The sequence below is a fragment of the Curtobacterium caseinilyticum genome (assembly GCF_030363035.1).
In the GTDB taxonomy this organism is placed as follows: Bacteria; Actinomycetota; Actinomycetes; order Actinomycetales; family Microbacteriaceae; genus Curtobacterium; species Curtobacterium caseinilyticum.
The window spans coordinates 139453-157847 of sequence record NZ_JAUCMN010000005.1; the positions used below are offsets into that span (position 1 = coordinate 139453).

At 72.0% G+C, this 18395-nt stretch carries 14 protein-coding genes; 13 read left to right on the plus strand and 1 reads right to left on the minus strand.

Features of this window, described 5'->3' with window-relative positions; translation table 11 throughout:
- The first annotated feature begins 120 nt into the window (after positions 1 to 120).
- From QUG93_RS09020 to QUG93_RS09060, 9 genes are all read left to right on the plus strand, one after another.
- Positions 121 to 2595 (plus strand): lamin tail domain-containing protein, encoded by a 2475-nt coding sequence (locus QUG93_RS09020; RefSeq protein WP_289473573.1) that lies wholly within the window; start codon positions 121 to 123, stop codon positions 2593 to 2595.
- A 9-nt stretch (positions 2596 to 2604) separates the two neighbouring features.
- Entirely contained in the window at positions 2605 to 3447 is an 843-nt protein-coding gene (locus QUG93_RS09025; protein ID WP_289473574.1) for a PhzF family phenazine biosynthesis protein, read from the plus strand.
- 301 nt (positions 3448 to 3748) lie between these two features.
- Positions 3749 to 5110: an extracellular solute-binding protein gene (locus QUG93_RS09030; protein ID WP_289473575.1), complete on the plus strand. Its 1362-nt coding sequence runs from the start codon at positions 3749 to 3751 to the stop codon at positions 5108 to 5110.
- Positions 5111 to 5278: 168 nt separating this feature from the next.
- Positions 5279 to 6229, plus strand: a complete 951-nt coding sequence (locus QUG93_RS09035) for a carbohydrate ABC transporter permease (protein WP_434533095.1) — start codon at positions 5279 to 5281, stop codon at positions 6227 to 6229.
- Positions 6230 to 6231: 2 nt separating this feature from the next.
- On the plus strand, positions 6232 to 7131 hold the full coding sequence (locus QUG93_RS09040; RefSeq protein WP_434533096.1) for a carbohydrate ABC transporter permease: 900 nt from the start codon (positions 6232 to 6234) through the stop codon (positions 7129 to 7131).
- Positions 7132 to 7241: 110 nt separating this feature from the next.
- Positions 7242 to 10364 (plus strand): alpha-mannosidase, encoded by a 3123-nt coding sequence (locus QUG93_RS09045; RefSeq protein ID WP_289473576.1) that lies wholly within the window; start codon positions 7242 to 7244, stop codon positions 10362 to 10364.
- Between the two features lie 325 nt (positions 10365 to 10689).
- Complete coding sequence (locus QUG93_RS09050; protein WP_289473577.1) at positions 10690 to 11649, plus strand: hypothetical protein; 960 nt, start codon at positions 10690 to 10692, stop codon at positions 11647 to 11649.
- Positions 11650 to 11783: 134 nt separating this feature from the next.
- Positions 11784 to 12524, plus strand: coding sequence for a histidine phosphatase family protein (locus tag QUG93_RS09055; RefSeq protein ID WP_289473578.1), 741 nt, complete (start codon positions 11784 to 11786; stop codon positions 12522 to 12524).
- Complete coding sequence (locus QUG93_RS09060) at positions 12514 to 13392, plus strand: NAD(P)H-hydrate dehydratase (RefSeq protein WP_289473579.1); 879 nt, start codon at positions 12514 to 12516, stop codon at positions 13390 to 13392. Before QUG93_RS09055 ends, QUG93_RS09060 begins: the two co-directional genes overlap by 11 nt.
- Positions 13393 to 13628: 236 nt before the next feature.
- Here the strand turns inward: QUG93_RS09060 and QUG93_RS09065 are convergent, their stop codons facing one another.
- A complete protein-coding gene (locus QUG93_RS09065) occupies positions 13629 to 14066 on the minus strand; it encodes a YdeI/OmpD-associated family protein (RefSeq protein ID WP_289473580.1) in 438 nt (145 codons plus the stop codon).
- 234 nt (positions 14067 to 14300) lie between these two features.
- On the opposite strand from QUG93_RS09065, the gene QUG93_RS09070 reads away from it, so the two are divergent.
- Genes QUG93_RS09070 through QUG93_RS09085 form a run of 4 tightly spaced genes read left to right on the plus strand, consistent with a single transcriptional unit; the run spans position 14301 to position 18377 of the window.
- Positions 14301 to 15449 carry an ABC transporter substrate-binding protein gene (locus QUG93_RS09070; protein ID WP_289473581.1) on the plus strand — a complete coding sequence of 383 codons (1149 nt, stop codon included), beginning with the start codon at positions 14301 to 14303 and terminating at the stop codon, positions 15447 to 15449.
- Positions 15450 to 15454: 5 nt separating this feature from the next.
- Positions 15455 to 16447: an ABC transporter permease gene (locus tag QUG93_RS09075; protein WP_289473582.1), complete on the plus strand. Its 993-nt coding sequence runs from the start codon at positions 15455 to 15457 to the stop codon at positions 16445 to 16447.
- Positions 16444 to 17310, plus strand: coding sequence for an ABC transporter permease (locus tag QUG93_RS09080; protein ID WP_289473583.1), 867 nt, complete (start codon positions 16444 to 16446; stop codon positions 17308 to 17310). The genes QUG93_RS09075 and QUG93_RS09080 overlap by 4 nt, the downstream gene beginning before the upstream one ends.
- Complete coding sequence (locus QUG93_RS09085) at positions 17307 to 18377, plus strand: ABC transporter ATP-binding protein (protein WP_289473584.1); 1071 nt, start codon at positions 17307 to 17309, stop codon at positions 18375 to 18377. Before QUG93_RS09080 ends, QUG93_RS09085 begins: the two co-directional genes overlap by 4 nt.
- Positions 18378 to 18395 lie beyond the last annotated feature (18 nt).

An 18395-nucleotide genomic window follows, 5' to 3' on the forward strand; every position in this document is an offset into this window, starting at 1 on the left:
ACGCGCCTCCCGTCCGTCTCGTGGCCGGCCACGACACCGGTCGTTCACCCCCGGGCCACCGTGCGGACGCCCGGGTGCTGAACAGTCGTGCAGGTCCTCCCCTGACCAGAAGGAACCTGCATGCGCACCCCCGCCCTGCGGCTCGGTGCCGGCGTCGCGACGGGCCTCGCCCTCGCCGCCGGCGTCCTGACCGCCAGCCCCGCCTCTGCGGCCGTCGGCGACGACGCCGCCGCCGTCGGCGCCCGCGTCATCACCGGCGCAGCGGCCGGCCTCGCGATCAACGAGGTCGAGTCGAACGCCGACGACACCGATTGGGTGGAGCTGGTCAACACCTCGTCCGCCGCGATCGACCTGAGCGGTTGGCGCTTCCTCGACTCCGACGCGTCGCACACCGCGTGGACGCTGCCGCAGGGGACGACGATCGCCGCCGGCGGGTACCTCGTCGTCGACCAGGAGACGACCACCCGCCCGGGCTTCGACTTCGGGCTCGGCGCAGCCGACTCCGTGCGGTTCTACGACCCGGCCGGCGCGCTGGTGCTCCGGTACGCCTGGACCGCGCACGCCGCGGTGACGTACGGCAGCTGCCCGGACGGCTCCGGCGTGCTCCTCGACACCACCGCGTCGACCAAGGGGAAGCCGAACGACTGCTCCTCGCCCGTCCGCATCAACGAGGTCGAGTCGCAGGACGGCTCCCCGGGCGACTGGGTCGAGCTGACGAACGTCGGGACGACCACGGTCGACCTCGGCGGGTACGTGCTGCAGGACAGCGAGGACGACCACGCGTGGACGGTCCCCGCCGGCACCACCGTCGCGCCCGGGGGCTTCACCGTGCTCGACGAGGCGCAGTTCGGCTTCGGGCTCGGCAAGGCGGACAGCGTGCGGCTGTCGGACGCCCGCGGGGTGCCGGTCGACGCGACCTCGTGGACCGCGCACGCGGCGACCACCTACGGCCGCAACCCCGACGGCACGGGGGACTTCGCCGAGACCGCCGGGCCGACCAAGGGTGCTGCGAACCGGTTCGCCGGCGTGGTGACGGCCGAGCCGTGGCCCGGTGGCCCCGACGAGACCGTGCTCGACGCCGAGGACACCTTCACCGGCGACCTGAGCGGCCTCGACTGGGCGCCGTCGATCTCGTCGGAGGACGGCCAGCTCTGGGCCGTGCAGAACGGGGACGGCCTGCTCTACCACCTGGTGTCGGACGGCCGGGGCGGATGGGCCCCGACGAACGCCGCGGGCACCGACCTGCGCTACGCGGACGGCACCGGGACGCCCGACGCCGAGGGTGTGACGGTGACGGCCGACGACCCGGGCGCCGTGTACGTGTCGACCGAGCGCGACAACGACGTCTCGAAGACCAGCCGTCCCGCGGTCCTCCGCTTCGCCACCACCGACGGGTCCGAGTCGGCGCTGCGTGCCACGGACGAGTGGGACCTCGCCGCGGACCTCCCCGGGCTCGGTGCGAACGCCGGGCTCGAGGGGGTGACCTGGGTGCCGGACTCCTGGCTGACCGAGCGCGGCTTCGTCGACCAGCACACCGGTGCCGCCTACGCGCCCGCCGCGTACCCGGGGCACGGCGAGGGGCTCTTCCTCGTCGGTGTCGAGGGCACCGCGAGCGTGTACGCCTACGCGCTCATGGACGACGGCTCCTCGCAGCGCGTCGCGACGATCGCGACGCCGTTCTCCCTCGTCGCCGAGGTGCAGTTCGACCCGACGCTCGACGCGCTCTGGGTCGTCTGCGACGAGGCCTGCTCCGGCCGCACCGCGCTGTTCGACGTGCAGGACGGGGCGTTCACGCTCGCGTCGCTGTACGAGGCCCCGGCGAACGCCGACCGGGCGCTCGCGAACGAGGGCTTCACGATCTCGGGGCGCTGCGTGGACGGTGCTCGAGCAACCTGGTACGCGGACGACAACGACACGAACGGTCACTCGCTGCGCACCGGGACGTACCCCTGCGACGCGACGACGGAGCCGGGCGACGGCGACGGCGACGGGACGCCGGAGCCGGCGCCGGGGGACGGGGAGACGCCCGTTCCGGGTGACGGCGGGACGCCCGTCCCGGGTGGCGGCGGGACACCCGTTCCGGGTGGCGGCGACCCGACCCCGGCCCCGGCTGACCCCGGTTCGACCACGCCGGTCGCGCCGGTCGCGCCGGTCGCGCCGGTCGCGCCGGTCGCGCCGGTCGCGCCGGTCGCGCCGGCGCTCACCGACGAGAGCCGCGGCTCGGTGTCGGCACCGTCCGAGGTCCGTGCGGGATCGTCGGTGTCGATCGCCGTCGGGACGCAGCTCGTCGGGGAGCGTGTCGCGGTCTGGCTCTTCTCCGAGGCACGACTGCTCGGGACACCGGTCGTCGCCGCGGACGGCACGGTGACCGTGGTCCTCCCCGCTGACGTCCCGGTCGGGCAGCACCGCATCGTGGTCGCCGCGTTCGACGGCACGGTGGTCGGGTGGACCGGGGTGACGATCCACCCCGCGACGGGCGCGCTCGCCTTCACGGGCGCCGAGCTGGGCGGCGGGATCGTGGCGGCGCTCCTGATCCTGGCTGCCGGTACCGGTGTCCTCGTGGCTCGTCGTCGCCGGTCGGTCGTCGCGCGGTAGCGTCGGGGCATGCCCACCGAGGTCCTCCGCTACACCGCCTTCGCCGCTGAGCCCGGGGGCGGCAACCCCGCGGGGATCGTGCTCGACGCCGAGGGGATGAGCGACGAGGAGATGCTCTCGGTCGCGCAGCAGGTGGCGTACCCGGAGACCGCGTTCGTCGTCGCACGGACCCACGACGGTGCTCGGCTGCGCTACTTCTCGCCGGCCGCCGAGGTCCCGTTCTGCGGTCACGCCACCGTCGCCACCGCCGTCGTGCTCGCCGAGCGCGAAGGAAGCGGTACCCGGGTGTTCTCCACCGCTGCCGGGGACGTCGTGGTCGACACCAGGACCGCAGCCGACGGCAGCGTGCAGGTCGCGATGACGAGCGTCGAGCCCGAGACCCGGCCGATCGACCCCGTGCGGTGGGAGCGGCTCGCCGCCGTGCTCGGGCTCGTCGTCGGCGACGTCGACGAGGGCTTCCCGGTGCTCGAGTCCTTCGCGGGCAACTGGCACCCGGTGGTCGTGCTCGCCGACGTCGAACTGTTCCACCAGTTCCGCTTCGACCCGGCCGCGCTCGCCGCACTGAAGCGGGAGTACGGGTGGGAGGGCACCGTGACGGTCCTGCACCGGACGGCACCGCTGGAGTTCGAGGCGCGCAACCTGTTCCCCGCGGGCCGCATCACCGAGGACCCGGCGACGGGTTCGGCTGCTGCCTCGACCGGCGCGTACCTGCGTGCGGTCGGTGCGGTGTCGCCCGGGAGCCGCGTCGTGATCCGGCAGGGCCGACACGTCGGACGTCCGAGCGTGCTGCTCGTCGACGTGCCCGAGGTCGGCGGCATCACGGTGACCGGCGGCGCCACCCCCATCGCCTGATCCGGGTCCGGGCTGCCCGCACCCGCGCTGCCGGGCGCCCGTTCCTTCCCAGAACGCCCGCGATGCCTGATGCTCCCGGGCACACCTGGTGGTTCCGGCAGACCATGTGTGCTCTTTCCGACCCAGTACGCCCGGAAGCACCGAGTATGCGCACGCGCACGCGCACGCCACCCACCGCCGCAACCCCGGCGACCGATGCGGAGCCGTGACGAAAAGTGCTTGACACGAATAAGTCCACACGCTGTACTAATCCTGCGCGCGGGTGACGGAGCCCGCGGACATCCCGTGCAAAGGAGCACCGATGAAACGCCGCACCCGAATCATCGCCGGACTCGCATCCGTGGCAGTCGCCGCGGTCGGACTGGCGGGCTGTTCCAGCTCTGGCTCTGCCTCGAGCGACACGATCAAGATCGCCTACCAGAAGTTCGGCGCCTTCCAGCAGCTCGACGCACAGATGAAGGTCGTCAAGCAGGAGTACGAGAAGGCCAACCCGGGCAAGAAGGTCGAGCTCGTGCCGATCCAGGCGCAGGAGGACGACTACGCCACCAAGCTCGCCCTGATGAACCGCGCACCCGCGACCGCCCCCGACGTCATCTACGAGGACACGTTCCGCATCAAGGCCGACGCCGACGCCGGCTACCTGCTGCCGATCGACCAGTACACGGACAAGTGGGACGAGTGGGACCAGTTCTACGACAACGCGAAGCAGGCGGGTGAGGGCGAGGACGGGAAGATCTACGGCGTCCCGATGGGCACCGACACCCGGGCCCTCTGGTACAACAAGGACGTCTTCGCGAAGGTCGGCCTCCCCGTGCCGTGGCAGCCGAAGACCTGGGACGACGTGCTCTCCGCCGCGAAGACGATCAAGGAGAAGGACCCGGACGTCATCCCGTTCAACATCTACTCCGGCAAGGCCCAGGGCGAGGCGTCCACCATGCAGGGCTTCGAGATGCTCCTGTACGGCGCGGACGGTGACGGGAACACGCTCTACAAGGACAAGAAGTGGGTCGTCGGCTCGAAGCAGTTCGAGGACTCGCTGCAGTTCATCGAGGACGTCTACCAGGGTGACCTCGGGCCCACCCCGCAGCAGGCCCTCGACACGAACATCGGCACCACGATCACCCAGACGTGGCTCCCGGAGGGCAAGCTCGCCATCGACCTCGACGGCTCGTGGCAGTCGGGCACCTGGCTCGAGACCGGTACCGCTCCGTGGAAGGAGTGGAACGACGTGATGGGTCAGGCGCCGTTCCCGACCCAGAACGGCCAGGAGCCCGGGTACAACTCGATGTCCGGTGGATGGACGCTCTCGGTCGGTGCGAAGTCGAAGGACCCGCAGGCTGCGTTCGACTTCATCACGATGTTCCTCGACAAGGACGGCTCCATCAAGTACGACTCCGAGAACAGCCAGATCGCCGTCCGCAAGGACGTCGCCGAGGACCCGGAGTACACCGGCGCCAACCCGACCTTCGAGTTCTTCTCCGGGCTGGTGGAGCACACCAACTTCCGTCCGGCGACGAGCGAGTACGCACAGGTGTCGAACGCCATCCAGGTCGCGATGGAGTCGGTGATGACCGGCCAGCAGTCGCCGTCCGAGGCCGCAGCGGTCTACGACAAGGCCGTCGAGGGCGTCGTCGGCAAGGACAACACGGTCTCCGCCGGCTAGCGGCGCGACCGTCATACGGACGGGCGCGGGGCGCTCGGCGATGTCGCGAAGCGACATGCGCCCCGCGCGGCCCGAGCCCGCGAGGGCCGACGGGTCGGTCCCGCCCCGCGACTCCCGTCCGTCCCTCCCCACCTTCGGAACCCTCTCCGCACCCGGAAGGCAACCCCCGTGTCCAGCACCCCTCTCGCGCCGACGCTGTCGGCGCCCGGTTCACCGAACCACACCGATCCACCTGCACCCCGCAAGCGGCGCCCCCTGCGCAACGCGACGCGGGTCGTCCCGCTCCTGCCCGCCGTCGTCCTGCTCGTCATCTTCCTGCTCGGGCCGGTCATCTCGTCGTTCTACGGGTCCTTCACCAATGCGGCCCTGACCGGCGTCGACGCGGCGAACCAGCAGTTCGTCGGCTTCCAGAACTACGTCGAGCTCTTCCAGGACCCGGACTTCCCGAAGTCCGTCGTGCTCACGATCGTGTTCCTCATCGCCTCGGCGGTCGTCGGCCAGAACGTGCTCGGTCTCGGGCTCGCGCTCCTGATGCGCAGCGCCCACAAGGCCGTGCGTGCGATCGTCGGCACCTTCGTCGTCGCCGCGTGGGTGCTGCCCGAGATCGTCGCCTCGTTCGCCGCCTACGCGTTCTTCCACGACGAGGGCACGCTCAACTCGTTCCTGGCGTCGATCGGGATCAGCGGACCGAACTGGCTCTACACGTACCCGATGATCGCGGTGATCCTGGCGAACGTCTGGCGCGGCACCGCGTTCTCGATGCTCGTCTACTCGGCCGCCGTGCAGGAGGTGCCCGAGGAGATCACCGAGTCGGCCGAGGTCGACGGCGCCGCCGGCTGGCAGCGCCTCGTCTACATCACCCTGCCGGTCATCCGACGGTCCATCTCGACGAACCTCATGCTCACGACACTGCAGACCCTGTCGGTGTTCACGCTCATCTTCGTGATGACGGGCGGCGGCCCCGGCACGAACTCGTCGACCCTGCCGATCCTGGCGTACCAGGAGGCGTTCCAGTTCTCGCAGCTCGGCTTCGGGACGGCGATCGCGACGATCCTGCTCGTGGTCGGCGCGGTGTTCTCGATCATCTACATCAAGGCGCTCAAGCCGGAGGTGGACTGACCATGGCCCTGACCGCTGACCGCCCCGTGTCGAACGTCACCCGCTCGGTGACCGCACCGGGCGTGCTCCACATGACCTCGCCGCGGGGACGCACCCTGCGGTGGGTGTCGAACGTCGTCCTGCTCGTGATCGCCGTGTGCTTCGCAGTACCGCTGCTGTGGCTCGTGCTCGCCTCGTTCGACGCGCAGGCCTCGCTCTCCGTGAAGGTCCCGTCGCAGTTCACGCTCGACAACTTCACGCAGGTGCTCACCCCCGAGCTGTCGTTCGTCCCGCTTGCGAACAGCCTGCTGCTCTCCGGCGGCACCGCGGTCGTGACGGTCGTCGCCGCGCTCCTCGCCGCGTACCCGCTGTCCCGGTACAAGATGCGCGTGAACAAGCCGTTCCTGTACAGCATCCTGTTCGGCACCGGCCTGCCGATCACGGCGATGATGGTGCCCGTCTACGCGCTGTTCGTGTCGCTCAACCTCATCGACAACATCTACGGCTGCATCTTCTTCCTCGCCGCCACGAGCCTGCCGATGGCGATCTGGATGGCGAAGAACTTCATGGACTCCGTGCCGATCTCGCTCGAGGAGGCCGCCTGGACCGACGGCGCCTCGATGTTCACGACGCTGACCCGGATCGTCGTCCCGCTCATGCGTCCGGGCATCGCGGTGGTCTTCATCTTCGTCTTCATCCAGGCGTGGGGGAACTTCTTCGTCCCCTTCGTGCTGCTGCTCTCGCCCGACAAGGTGCCCGCCGCGGTGAGCATCTTCAACTTCTTCGGGCAGAACGGGGCCGTCGCGTACGGGCAGCTCGCCGCGTTCTCGATCGTCTACTCGCTGCCCGTGATCGCCCTCTACGTGCTCGTGTCCCGAGGCCTCGGCGGCGGCAACGCCCTCGCCGGCGGCATCAAGGGCTGACCGCCTGCTCGGCAGGGTCGGTGCCCCGGTACCGCCTGCCTCCGACTCCCGGTGGGCCGGTGTCCCGGCACCGCCCTGCCCGACGACCCCTGCTGGAAAGGAACCACTCCATGCACCACGACGAACCGCTCGTCGAGGCCCGGATCGCCCGCCTCGTCCGCGACCGCATCGACCCGGCCGTGCACCGTCGCTCGGCCCCGGTCACCATCGACGCCTGGCAGGTGCCTGACGAACCGGTGCCGTTCGCCGAGGCCGTCGCCGCCGACTACACGCCCTTCGCGGTCGGTGACGCCTGGGGCGCGCGTCCCTGGGGCACCACGTGGTTCCGCGTGCGCGGGACCGTGCCCGAGGACTTCGGCGTCGCGCCCGGCACCACCGTCGAGCTCCGCGTCGACCTCGGTTTCTCGAAGCGCCAGCCCGGGTTCCAGGCCGAGGGGCTCGCCTGGCGTTCCGACGGTTCCACGATCAAGGGCATCGAGCCGCGCAACGACACCGTCCCCGTCGAGGTCGGACCCGGCGGCTCGTTCGAGGTCTACGTCGAGGCCGCAGCGAACCCGGACATCGGTGGTGACGACTTCCAGGGCGCGACGCCGCTCGGGTCGAAGGCCACCGCCGGCACCGAGCCGATCTACCGCCTGCGCGCCCTCGAGCTCGTCGAGCGCGACGACACCGTGTGGGAGCTCCAGCAGGACTTCTGGGTGCTCCGTGGGCTGATGGCGGAGCTGCCGACCGACGGCACCCGGGGCGCGGACGTCCTGCGTGGCCTCGAACGTGCGGCGGACGCCCTCGACCCCGACGACGTCGCCGGCAGCGCTGCCGCCACCCGCGAGGTCCTCGCACCGCTGCTGGCCGTGGGTGCGTCCGGCTCGGCCGGCCGGGCGGTCGCCGTCGGGCACGCGCACATCGACTCCGCGTGGCTGTGGCCGGTGCGCGAGACGATCCGCAAGTGCGCCAGGACCTTCTCGAACGTGCTCGACCTGATGGACCAGGACCCAGACTTCACCTTCGCCTGCTCGTCCGCGCAGCAGTACGCCTGGATCCGCGACGGCTACCCGTCGATCTGGGCACGCATCAAGCAGCGCGTCGCCGAGGGGCGGTGGATCCCGGTCGGCGGCATGTGGGTCGAGTCGGACACGAACCTGCCCGGCGGCGAGGCGCTGGCACGGCAGTTCGTCGCCGGCAAGCGCCTGTTCCTCGAGGAGTTCGGCATCGACACCCCCGAGGCCTGGCTGCCCGACTCGTTCGGCTACACCGGGGCGCTGCCGCAGATCGTCCGCGCAGCCGGGTCGAAGTGGTTCGTCACGCAGAAGCCCTCGTGGAACGAGACGAACGTCATCCCGCACACCTCGTTCCACTGGGAGGGCATCGACGGCTCGCGCGTCCTGACGCACCTGCCCCCGGCGGACACCTACAACTCGGACGTCTCGGCGGCCGACCTGCACCGCGGCGAACGCGGCAACAAGGAACGCGGTGTCGCGAACACCTCGATGCTGCTCTACGGCTTCGGGGACGGCGGCGGCGGCCCCACCCGCGAGATGGTCGCAGCGGCCCGACGCCAGCACGACCTCGACGGCTCGCCCCGGGTCGACCTCGGCACCCCGGCGGACGTCTTCGAGGAGCTCGAGCGCGTCCTGCCGGAACCCGCCGTGTGGTCGGGAGAGATGTACCTCGAGTTCCACCGCGGCACGTACACGTCGCAGATCCGCACGAAGCAGGGCAACCGGCGCTCCGAGCACCTGCTCCGCGAGGCCGAGCTCTGGGCAACGACCGCGGCCGTGCGGCTCGGCGCCGAGTACCCGTACGACGAGCTCGAGTCCGTCTGGCACACCGTGCTCCTGCAGCAGTTCCACGACATCCTGCCGGGGTCGTCGATCGCGTGGGTGTACGAGAACGCCGAGGCGGAGTACGCCCGGGTGGCCGAGGTGCTCGAGGGCCTCATCGGCGCGTCGACGACCGCGCTCGCGAGCGGCGGTGCGCCGGCGCTCGCCGGGGTCGGGGCTCCCGCAACCGCGTTCGCCGGGGACGACGGGGCGCCGGTCGACGCTCCGCGGGGCCCCGGTGCGCTCGGGGCCGGCGGCAGCGCCGAGGTCGGGACCGTCGTGCGGTTCAACGCCTCGCCCGTCACGTCGGGAGGGGTGACCGCCCTGGGTGGTTCCCCGTCCGACGAGGAGCGACCCGTGCCTCCCGTCCGGAACGGCGACCGCTTCGTGTTCGACACCGGTGTCGTCACCGCGACCGTCGACGCGGAGGGTCACGTCGTGTCGTTCGTCGACCACGCGTCCGGACGCGACGCGATCGCGCCCGGCGCCGCGGCCGCGCAGTACACCGTGTTCCGGGACACCCCGAACCAGTGGGAGGCGTGGGACATCGACCGCGCCTACCAGCGCAGCGGGACCGTGCTGTCCGCGGCGTCCGTCGAGGTGCTCGACGACGCGCTCGTCGTGACGCGCCCCTTCGGCTCCTCGTCGGTGACGACGCGCTACACCGCCGTCGCCGGCCGCCCGGAGCTGCTCGTCGAGACCGAGGTCGAGTGGCACGAGCGGCAGAAGCTCCTCAAGCTCGCGTTCCCGCTCGACGTCCGGGCGTCCGTCGCGTCGAGCGAGATCCAGTTCGGGCACATCGACCGGCCGACGCACCAGAACACGTCGTGGGACATGGCCCGCTTCGAGACCGCCGCGCACCGCTGGGTGCACGTCGCCGAGCCCGGCTTCGGTGTCGCGGTCGCGAACGACTCGACGTACGGGCACGACATCACCCGGTCGACGCGCCCTGACGGCGGGACGACGACGCTCGTGCGCGAGTCGCTGCTGCGGGCACCGACCTTCCCGGACCCGCACGCCGACCAGGGGCACCACGTGTTCCGCACGGTGCTGCGCACGGGCGAGTCGGTGCTCGACGCCGCGGACTCGGGGTACCGGCTCAACCTGCCGGTGCGGTCGGTGCCCGGCTCGGCCGAGGTGTCGCCGCTGGTCGTCGTGTCCTCGCCGCAGGTGCTCGTCGAGGCCGTGAAGCTCGCCGAGGACCGGTCTGGCGACGTCGTCGTGCGGCTCTACGAGGCCTCGGGCGGTCGGGCGTCGGACGTCGGGGTGTCGTTCGGGTTCGACGTCGACGAGGTCGAGGCGGTCGACCTGCTCGAGCGACCGCTCGGCTCCGGGTCGTGGACGGCCGGGGATCCGGTCGTGCTGACGCTCCGGCCGTTCGAGATCGTCACGCTGCGGGTGCGGCGGGGCTGAGGCGCCGCTGGTCCCGAGGCAGCGGGGCCGGCGGAGAGGTTGCGGCGCCGGGGGAGCACGGGTGCGTTCCCCCGGCGCCGCTTCGCGCGCCGGGCGTGACGCCGTGGTCTGTCTCGCACTCGCCGTACCCAGCGGAATCGGGCGTACCAGGTCGATCCGGGCACACCTGGTCTTCCCTTTCCGCCAGGTATGCCCGGAAGTGCTTGGCATCGCACCTGTTCTGGGAAGGAACGTGCGTCCTGCACAGAGCATCCGGCCTGGAGGCTCGTCCACAGTTCCCGGCTCCGGCTCACGTCGGCCGGTGGAGACCGGGCACGATCGCGGCATGGAACGTCCACTCCCCATCCTCCGTGCGGGGCCAGCTCGTGAGGTCTCGTGCGACCCGACGACGCTGCGCCGTCGAGCCCGATCGAGCGGCGCTGACCGGTTGGTCCGCGTCGGCCCGAACGCCTTCGTCGAGGGGACCCGCTGGGACTCGGCGGGCCCACGGCAGCGCTACGTGACGCGCGTGTACGCCCGACTCGGGCGGATCGGTACTGCGGCCGTCGCCTCGCACGCCTCAGCGGCAGCGGTGCTCGGGCTCCCGGCGCTCGGGGGCTGGGAGGTCCCGGTGCACGCGACCGTGCCCGAGACGATGTACCGCGGACGGACGCGAGACCTCGTCCTGCACACGCGTCCCGTCCGCGCCGACGAGCGACTGCCGGCTCGCGGTGTCCGGGTGACGACCGTGCCCCGAACCGTCGTCGACATCGCGATGCGGGACGACCTGCGCTCCGCGGTCGTCGTCGCGGACGGGGCGTTGCGTGCCGGCACCGGAGCGGCGGAGCTCGCTGCGGCGGTCGATCGCCGAGCACGCGGGCACCGCCGCGCGGAGCACGTGCTCGGCCTCGCCGACGGCCGCGCCGGGTCGACCGCAGAGTCCTTCGCTCGCGTGGTGTTCCTCGAACTCGGGCTGCCGAGACCGGTCCTGCAGCAGGAGTTCGTGGTCGATGGGCGCCGGTTCTCGGTCGACTTCTGGTTCCCGGACCAGGGCGTGGTCGTCGAGATCGACGGTCGAGCGAAGTACACGCAGGAGCGGTACCTCGCAGGTCGGAGTCCCACCGAGGTGTTCCTCGACGAGAAGCGGCGGCACGAGCGGCTGCTGACCGTGCCCGGCGTGCGGACGATCATCCAGCTCGAGTGGCGCGACCTCTTCGACCCCGATGCGCTGGTCCGACGCTTCCGGGCAGCGGGACTGCCGTGCCCGGTCCGACCGGCCAGGAGCGCACGACCCGGAGCGGCCTGATCCAGTGGGCGCTCGCGCGGCGGTCCGAGTCAGCCGCCGGTCGTCGGGCGAGCCGCAGCTCGCCGTGTGGGCCGCAGCGCATGGGGTGACCTGACCGGGAGCCGGCCCAGGGGGACACGGTTAGCGTCGCGCGCATGGCTGTCACCGAGATCTGGCTCGTCCGCCACGGGGAGTCGAGCGCGAACGTCGCCGCTGCCAGAGCCGAGGCCGCGGGCGCCGACGTCATCGAGGTCGACCATCGCGACGCCGACGTCCCGCTCAGTCCGTTGGGGGAGGAGCAGTCCCGAGCGCTCGGGCAGGAGCTCGCCGACCGCGGCGTCGACGACGTCCCGGTGGCGCTGTGGGTCTCGCCCTACCGCCGGGCGCAGCAGACGATCGGCATCGCGCTCGACGCCGGCGGACTGACCGAGCCGCCCAAGCGGGTCGACGAACGACTCCGCGACCGAGAGCTCGGCGTCCTCGACCTGCTCACCCGCGACGGCGTTCGCAACCGGTACCCGGACGAGGAACGCCGACGACAGTGGCTCGGCAAGTACTACCACCGCCCTGCTGGCGGGGAGTCCTGGGCGGACGTGATGCTCCGCCTCCGCACCGTGCTGACGGACGTCGACCGGCTCGAGGGCCCCGGACGGTTGCTCGTCGCCGCGCACGACGCGGTCGTGATGCTCACCGTCGCCGTCTGCCTCGACCTCGACGAGCACGCACTGATGGCCTTCGCCGAGGACCACACGGTGGCGAACGCCTCGCTCACACGACTGCACCGAGACGGACCGGGTTCTCCGTGGACCCTCGAGGAGTTCTCCGCCGTGGGGCACCTCGACGACGACGAGGTCACCGAGCACAGCGGCCGGAAGGACGACGCCCGTGTCGACTGAACCCGATGCCCCGCAGCACATCACGCCGAACGTCCTCCGCGAGTGGGCGCTGCCGGAGCCCGGCGCCGGCAAGTACGGCCGCGGTCAGGTGCTCGTCATCGGCGGCGCCGCGTACACGCCCGGGGCGGCGATGCTCTCCGCCCTCGCCGCACTCCGGGTCGGTGCCGGGCGGCTCACCCTGGCCGTCGGCGCGAGCGTCGCGAAGCACGTGGCCGTGGCCGTGCCCGAGTCCGGCGTGGTCCCACTGGACGAGGACGACGACGGGCACGTCGTGGTGGGGGCGCTCGCCGCCGTGGCCGACACCGCCGGCACGTCCGACGCCGTGCTCATCGGGCCCGGGCTGGACGAGCCCGACGGCGCGCGTGACCTGGTCGCGGGTATCGCCGACGCGGTCGGACCGGACACCTTCGTCGTGCTCGACGCCTTCGCGCTCGGCGTCGCGGCGGACGTCGAGGACCAGCTCCGGCCGTTGCACGGTCGTCTCGTCCTCACGCCGAACAGCGGCGAGGCCGAGCGGCTCCTCGGGCGGGACTGCGGGGACGACGACGTCGCCGACGCCCGCGAGATCGCCGAGCGGTACGGCGCCGTGGTCGCGCTGTCCGACGTCATCGCGGCCCCGGACGGACGGACGTGGATCAAGGGCACCGGCTCCGGTGGGCTCGGGACGAGCGGCAGCGGCGACGTGCTGTCCGGCGTGGTCGTCGGGCTGCTCGCGCGCGGCGCCGATCCGGCACAGGCGGTCGCCTGGGCGTCCTACGTGCACGCGGCCGCCGGGGACCGACTCGCGGTGCAGGTCGGGCCGCTGGGCTACCTGGCCAGCGAGCTCCTCACCGAGATCCCGCGCGTCCTGGTCGAGCTCGGCGGCTGACGACGTCGCCCGTTCCTTCCCAGAACGGCTGCGATACCTGGTCGGAACGGGCGTACCTGGCGGAACGGAACGACCAGGTACGCCCGGAACGCAGAGGTACGCCCGAGTTCACCTGGTCCCGTAGGGCCAGGGCCAGGGCCAGGGTCAGGGCCAGGGTCAGGGCCAGCGCCAGAGCCAGCGCCAGCGCCACAGCCAGCGCCAGCGCCAGCGCCAGACAGGGCCCCACCCGCACCCGCCTAGCCGCGCAGGGTCTCCACGGCCTTGTCGACCCGGCGCTGCCGCGTCTCCGGGGCCTTCGCGGCGAGCACCGGGTCGACGAGCGCTCGCTGCCGTGACGCCGACAGGGTCTCGTACGCCGCGCGCACCCCGGCCTCGTCGAGCGCTGCTGCCAGGTCGGACGGCAGCTCGACCGTCCGCGGCAGGGTGTCGACCTCGAGCGTGACCTCGACGGTGTCGCCGGCGGCGATCCCCGAGGCCGTCCGGTGCTCCGCGGAGAGCGGGACCAGGAACTGCCCGCCCATCACCCCGACGGTGGAGCGGTAGGTGTAGCCGCCGTCGATCGTGACGACCACGGCCGGGCGCTTCCCGGAGCCGAGCGCCTCGATGACGGACTCCGGGACGGGCAGTCCGGTCGCCGTCTTCCTCGCCTGCAGCACCGTCGTCGTGAACTGCACCCGTGCCTCCCGGCTGTCGTCGGACGCGACCGTCGCGTCCTGGCGGACGCGGCCGTCGCGTCCTGGCGGACGCGACCACCAGGGCCGCTCCCGGCAGCGAAACCGTACAGCCGCACGCGCTGTTCCGCCACCGTTCACCGCCGCAGCACGACCCGGAAACCGGGCGCGTCCACGATCGTGCCGAACCCGGACCCCGGGTACCCGAACCCCCACCGCACCCGGAAGGCACACCCCGTGCAGCACACCCGCACCCTGGCCGGCATCGCCCTGGCCGCAGCAGCAGTCGTCACCCTGGCCGGTTGCTCGGCCACGAGCTCGGCGAGCACGAGCACCGGCGCCGGCGACGCCGACTGGAAGACCGCCACGAGCGCCGAGTCGGCGGGCGGCATGGACGCGCTCGTCAAGGCCGCGAAGGCCGAGGGCCAGCTCAACGTCATCGCGCTGCCGCCGTCGTGGGCCAACTACGGCAAGATCATCGACGGCTTCACGAAGCAGTACGGCATCAAGGTCGCGTCGGCGAACCCGAACGGTTCGAGCGCCGACGAGGTCGCCGCGGTGAAGTCGCAGAAGGGCCAGTCCACGGCACCCGACGTCCTGGACCTCGGCAACGCGGTCCTGCAGCAGAACCTCGACCTGCTCACGGACTACAAGGTCGCGAACTGGTCGGACATCCCGGACACCCTGAAGGACGCCGACGGCAAGTGGACGCGCGACTACACGGGGCTCATGTCGATCGGGTACGACTCGTCGAAGATCTCGGACGCCCCGAAGGACCTGAACGACCTGCTCGGCAGCGAGTACAAGGGCAAGGTCTCGATCGCCGGCGACCCCACGCAGGCCAACCAGGCCGCGTCGGCCGTCTACCTCGCCGCACTCGAGAACGGTGGCTCCGCCGACGACATCACCCCCGGTGTCGAGTTCTTCGGCAAGCTGAAGCAGGCCGGCAACTTCCAGAACGTCCTGCCGTCGCAGGCCACCGTCGCCTCGGGGGAGACCCCGGTCGTCGTCCAGTGGTCGTACAACAACCTCGCGTGGGGGCCGGCTGCGGGTGCATCGGGCAACAAGAACTGGAAGACGGTCGTCCCCGAGGGGCAGGCCCTCGGCTCGTACTACTCGCAGGCCATCAACAAGGACGCCCCGCACCCCGCGGCGGCCCGCCTCTGGCAGGAGTACATCGCCAGCCCGGAAGCGCAGAACCTGTACCTGCAGGCCGGCGCCTTCCCGTCGACCCTCGCGGCGATGCAGCAGTCGGGCACAGTCGACCAGGACGCCCTGGAGGCCGCCGGCGGCATGCCGAAGGACTACGTCGAGCTGACCGACGCCCAGGTCACCGACGCGGCGAAGGTGCTCGCGGCGAAGTGGTCCGCCACGATGGGGTCCTGACAGCCATGACGACCGCATCGGCGCCGGGCGGCAGCGCGTTCGCCCCGGGCGCGGGCACGGCAGTGCCGGTCCCCGCCGTCACCAGCGCGGCAGCGGCCCCCGTCGAACCGGCCGGCGCCGATGCGGCCACCCGCAGCACCGGGGCCCGGGGCCGTCGCCCCGGCCTCGCGTGGCTCGGCCTCACCCCCTTCGCCGTCTACGTCCTGCTGTTCCTCGCGGTCCCGGCCGTGATCGCGATCGGCAGCGGCTTCCTCACCGGTGACGGCGCGTTCACGTTCGCGAACCTCGCGGCGTTCACCGACCCGTCCGTGCTCCGGGCGTTCGGCGGTTCGTTCGGCCTCTCCGCCGCGTCCGCCGTGATCGGTGCCGTCGTCGGTGCCCTGGTCTGCTGGGCGCTCGCGGCACTCCGACCGGACGGACTGGTCCGGTCGATGATCGACGCCGCCGCGAGCGTCCTCGCCCAGTTCGGCGGCGTCATGCTCGCGTTCGCCTTCATCGCGACGATCGGCGCGCAGGGGCTCGTGACCACGTGGCTCGTGTCCGCGTTCGGCCTCGACCTCAACGCCGGCGGGACCTTCCTCTACACGGTCCCCGGGCTCGTCATCCCCTACGTGTACTTCCAGGTGCCGCTGATGGTCCTCACGTTCATGCCCGCCCTCGAGGGCGTCCGTGGCCAGTGGGGCGAGGCCGCCGCGACACTCGGCGCCTCACGTGCGACGTACTGGCGTCGGATCGCGCTCCCCGTGCTCGCGCCGGCGTTCTGGGGCTCGCTCCTGCTCCTCTTCGCGAACGCGTTCTCGTCGTTCGCGACCGCTGCGGCGCTGATCTCGCAGGGCGGCATCGTCCCCCTCACCATCCGCGCGCAGCTCACCAGCGAGACGATCATCGGCCTGCAGAACGTCGCCGGTGTGCTCGCCCTCGGCATGGTGGTCGTGATGGCCGTCGTGATGGCGGCGTACTCGCTGCTCCAGCGCCGCGCCGCCAGGTGGCAGCGATGAGCGCCGCCGTCCCGTCGCGTCCGCGGACCCGGCCGGGAAACGCGGCCCGCCCCCGCCGCTCCGGCGTCGCCCCGTCGCGGGTCACCGCCGTCGTGGTGCTCACCGTGGTCGGGCTCGTCTTCGCGGTCCCGCTGGTCGCCCTGGCACAGTTCACGTTCCGCCAGGGCACCGACGGTGCACTCACCCTGGACCACTACGCCGCGATCGTCGATCCCGTGAACGCCGTCACCTACCAGCCGGTGTTCGACGGTCTCGGCGCATCACTGCTCATCGCGGTCATCACCGTCGGCATCGTGCTGCTCGTCCTCCTGCCCGCACAGATCGTCACCGCGCTCCGCTACCCCCGCCTGCGCCGCGTGCTCGAGTTCGTCTGCCTGGTCCCGATCACCGTGCCGGTCGTGGTGCTCGTCGTCGGGTTCATCCCCGTGTACCAGGTGGTGGCGCAGGTCTTCGGCTCCGGCGCCTGGACGCTCGCGTTCGCGATCGGCATCGTCTCGCTGCCCTTCGCCTTCCGCCCGATCGCGGCGGCGCTGACCGCGATCGACGTCACCGTGCTCGCCGAGGCCGCCCGGTCGCTCGGCGCATCGTGGTGGACGGTCACCTGGCGGATCCTGCTGCCGAACCTCCGTCGCGGCATCACCGCCGCGTGCTTCCTGACCATCACGGTCGTCCTGGGCGAGTACACCCTCGCCTCGTTCCTCTCCCGCACCACGTTCCAGACCGCGCTGCTGCTCGTGCAGTCCACCGACCCGTACGTCGCGGCGGTCTTCTCGCTCGCCGCGCTGCTGTTCGGGTTCGTCCTGCTCGTCCTCATCGGCCGGGTCGGAGCGGCCCGCCAGCGCACCCCGAAGGAGCCCGCATGACCACGACCGCCCCCGCCGCCCCCACATCGCTGATCACCACGGGTGCGGCCGTCGAGCTCGAGGCGGTCGAGAAGCGCTACGGCTCCCACCGCGCCCTCGCCGGTCTGTCGCTCCGCGTCGAACCGGGGGAGTTCGTCTCCCTGCTCGGTCCGTCCGGCTGCGGGAAGACCACCGCGCTCCGGGCGCTCGCCGGGCTCGAGGCGATCGACGCCGGCGCGATCCGCATCGACGGCGCCGACGTGGCCGCGGTACCCGTCGAGAAGCGGGACATCGGCATGGTGTTCCAGCAGTACTCCCTGTTCCCGCACATGACCGTGCGGCAGAACGTGGCGTTCGGGCTCGAGATGCGCAAGGTGCCAGCGGCTGCCCGCCGCGAGCGGGTCGTCGAGGCACTCGACATGGTGCACCTCGTCGACTTCGCCGACCGGTGGCCGCACCAGCTCTCCGGCGGTCAGCAGCAGCGCGTCGCCCTCGCCCGTGCCCTGGTCACCCGGCCCCGGGTGCTCCTGCTCGACGAACCGCTCTCCGCGCTCGACGCCAAGGTCCGGGTCTCCCTGCGCGACGAGATCCGCCGCATCCAGACCGACCTCGGCATCACGACCGTGTTCGTGACCCACGACCAGGAGGAGGCGCTCGCCGTCTCCGACCGCATCGCCGTGATGAACGCGGGCGACATCGAGCAGGTCGGCACGCCCGAGGAGCTGTACCGCCGCCCGGTGTCGGCCTTCGCCGCGGACTTCGTCGGGCAGTCGAACCGGCTCCCGGGCGACCTGCGCGACGGCGACGTCTTCGTCTACGGGTTCCGGGTGCCGGCCCTCGACGCGGGGACCCCCGACGGCCCGGTCACCGCGTTCGTCCGGCCCGAGGACGTCGCATTCGCCGCCGAGGGTGTCACCGGCACGGTCGTCGCCTCGAGCTTCCTCGGTTCGATCCGCCGCACGACGGTGCGACTCGACGACGACACCGTCGTGACGGTCCAGCACGAGGTCGGGGACCGCCGCACCACGGGCGACGCGGTCGCGCTGCGGCTGCTCGGCGCGCCGGTCGCGGTCGCCCCGCTCGCGTAGCGGTCGGGAACCCGGGGC

Bases quoted from the DNA above. Each gene is read 5' to 3' on its own strand.
- QUG93_RS09020 (WP_289473573.1), top strand. From the start codon at position 121: ATGCGCACCCCCGCCCTGCGGCTCGGTGCCGGCGTCGCGACGGGCCTC.
- QUG93_RS09025 (WP_289473574.1), top strand. From the start codon at position 2,605: ATGCCCACCGAGGTCCTCCGCTACACCGCCTTCGCCGCTGAGCCCGGG.
- QUG93_RS09030 (WP_289473575.1), top strand. From the start codon at position 3,749: ATGAAACGCCGCACCCGAATCATCGCCGGACTCGCATCCGTGGCAGTC.
- QUG93_RS09040 (WP_434533096.1), top strand. From the start codon at position 6,232: ATGGCCCTGACCGCTGACCGCCCCGTGTCGAACGTCACCCGCTCGGTG.
- QUG93_RS09045 (WP_289473576.1), top strand. From the start codon at position 7,242: ATGCACCACGACGAACCGCTCGTCGAGGCCCGGATCGCCCGCCTCGTC.
- QUG93_RS09050 (WP_289473577.1), top strand. From the start codon at position 10,690: ATGGAACGTCCACTCCCCATCCTCCGTGCGGGGCCAGCTCGTGAGGTC.
- QUG93_RS09055 (WP_289473578.1), top strand. From the start codon at position 11,784: ATGGCTGTCACCGAGATCTGGCTCGTCCGCCACGGGGAGTCGAGCGCG.
- QUG93_RS09075 (WP_289473582.1), top strand. From the start codon at position 15,455: ATGACGACCGCATCGGCGCCGGGCGGCAGCGCGTTCGCCCCGGGCGCG.
- QUG93_RS09080 (WP_289473583.1), top strand. From the start codon at position 16,444: ATGAGCGCCGCCGTCCCGTCGCGTCCGCGGACCCGGCCGGGAAACGCG.
- QUG93_RS09085 (WP_289473584.1), top strand. From the start codon at position 17,307: ATGACCACGACCGCCCCCGCCGCCCCCACATCGCTGATCACCACGGGT.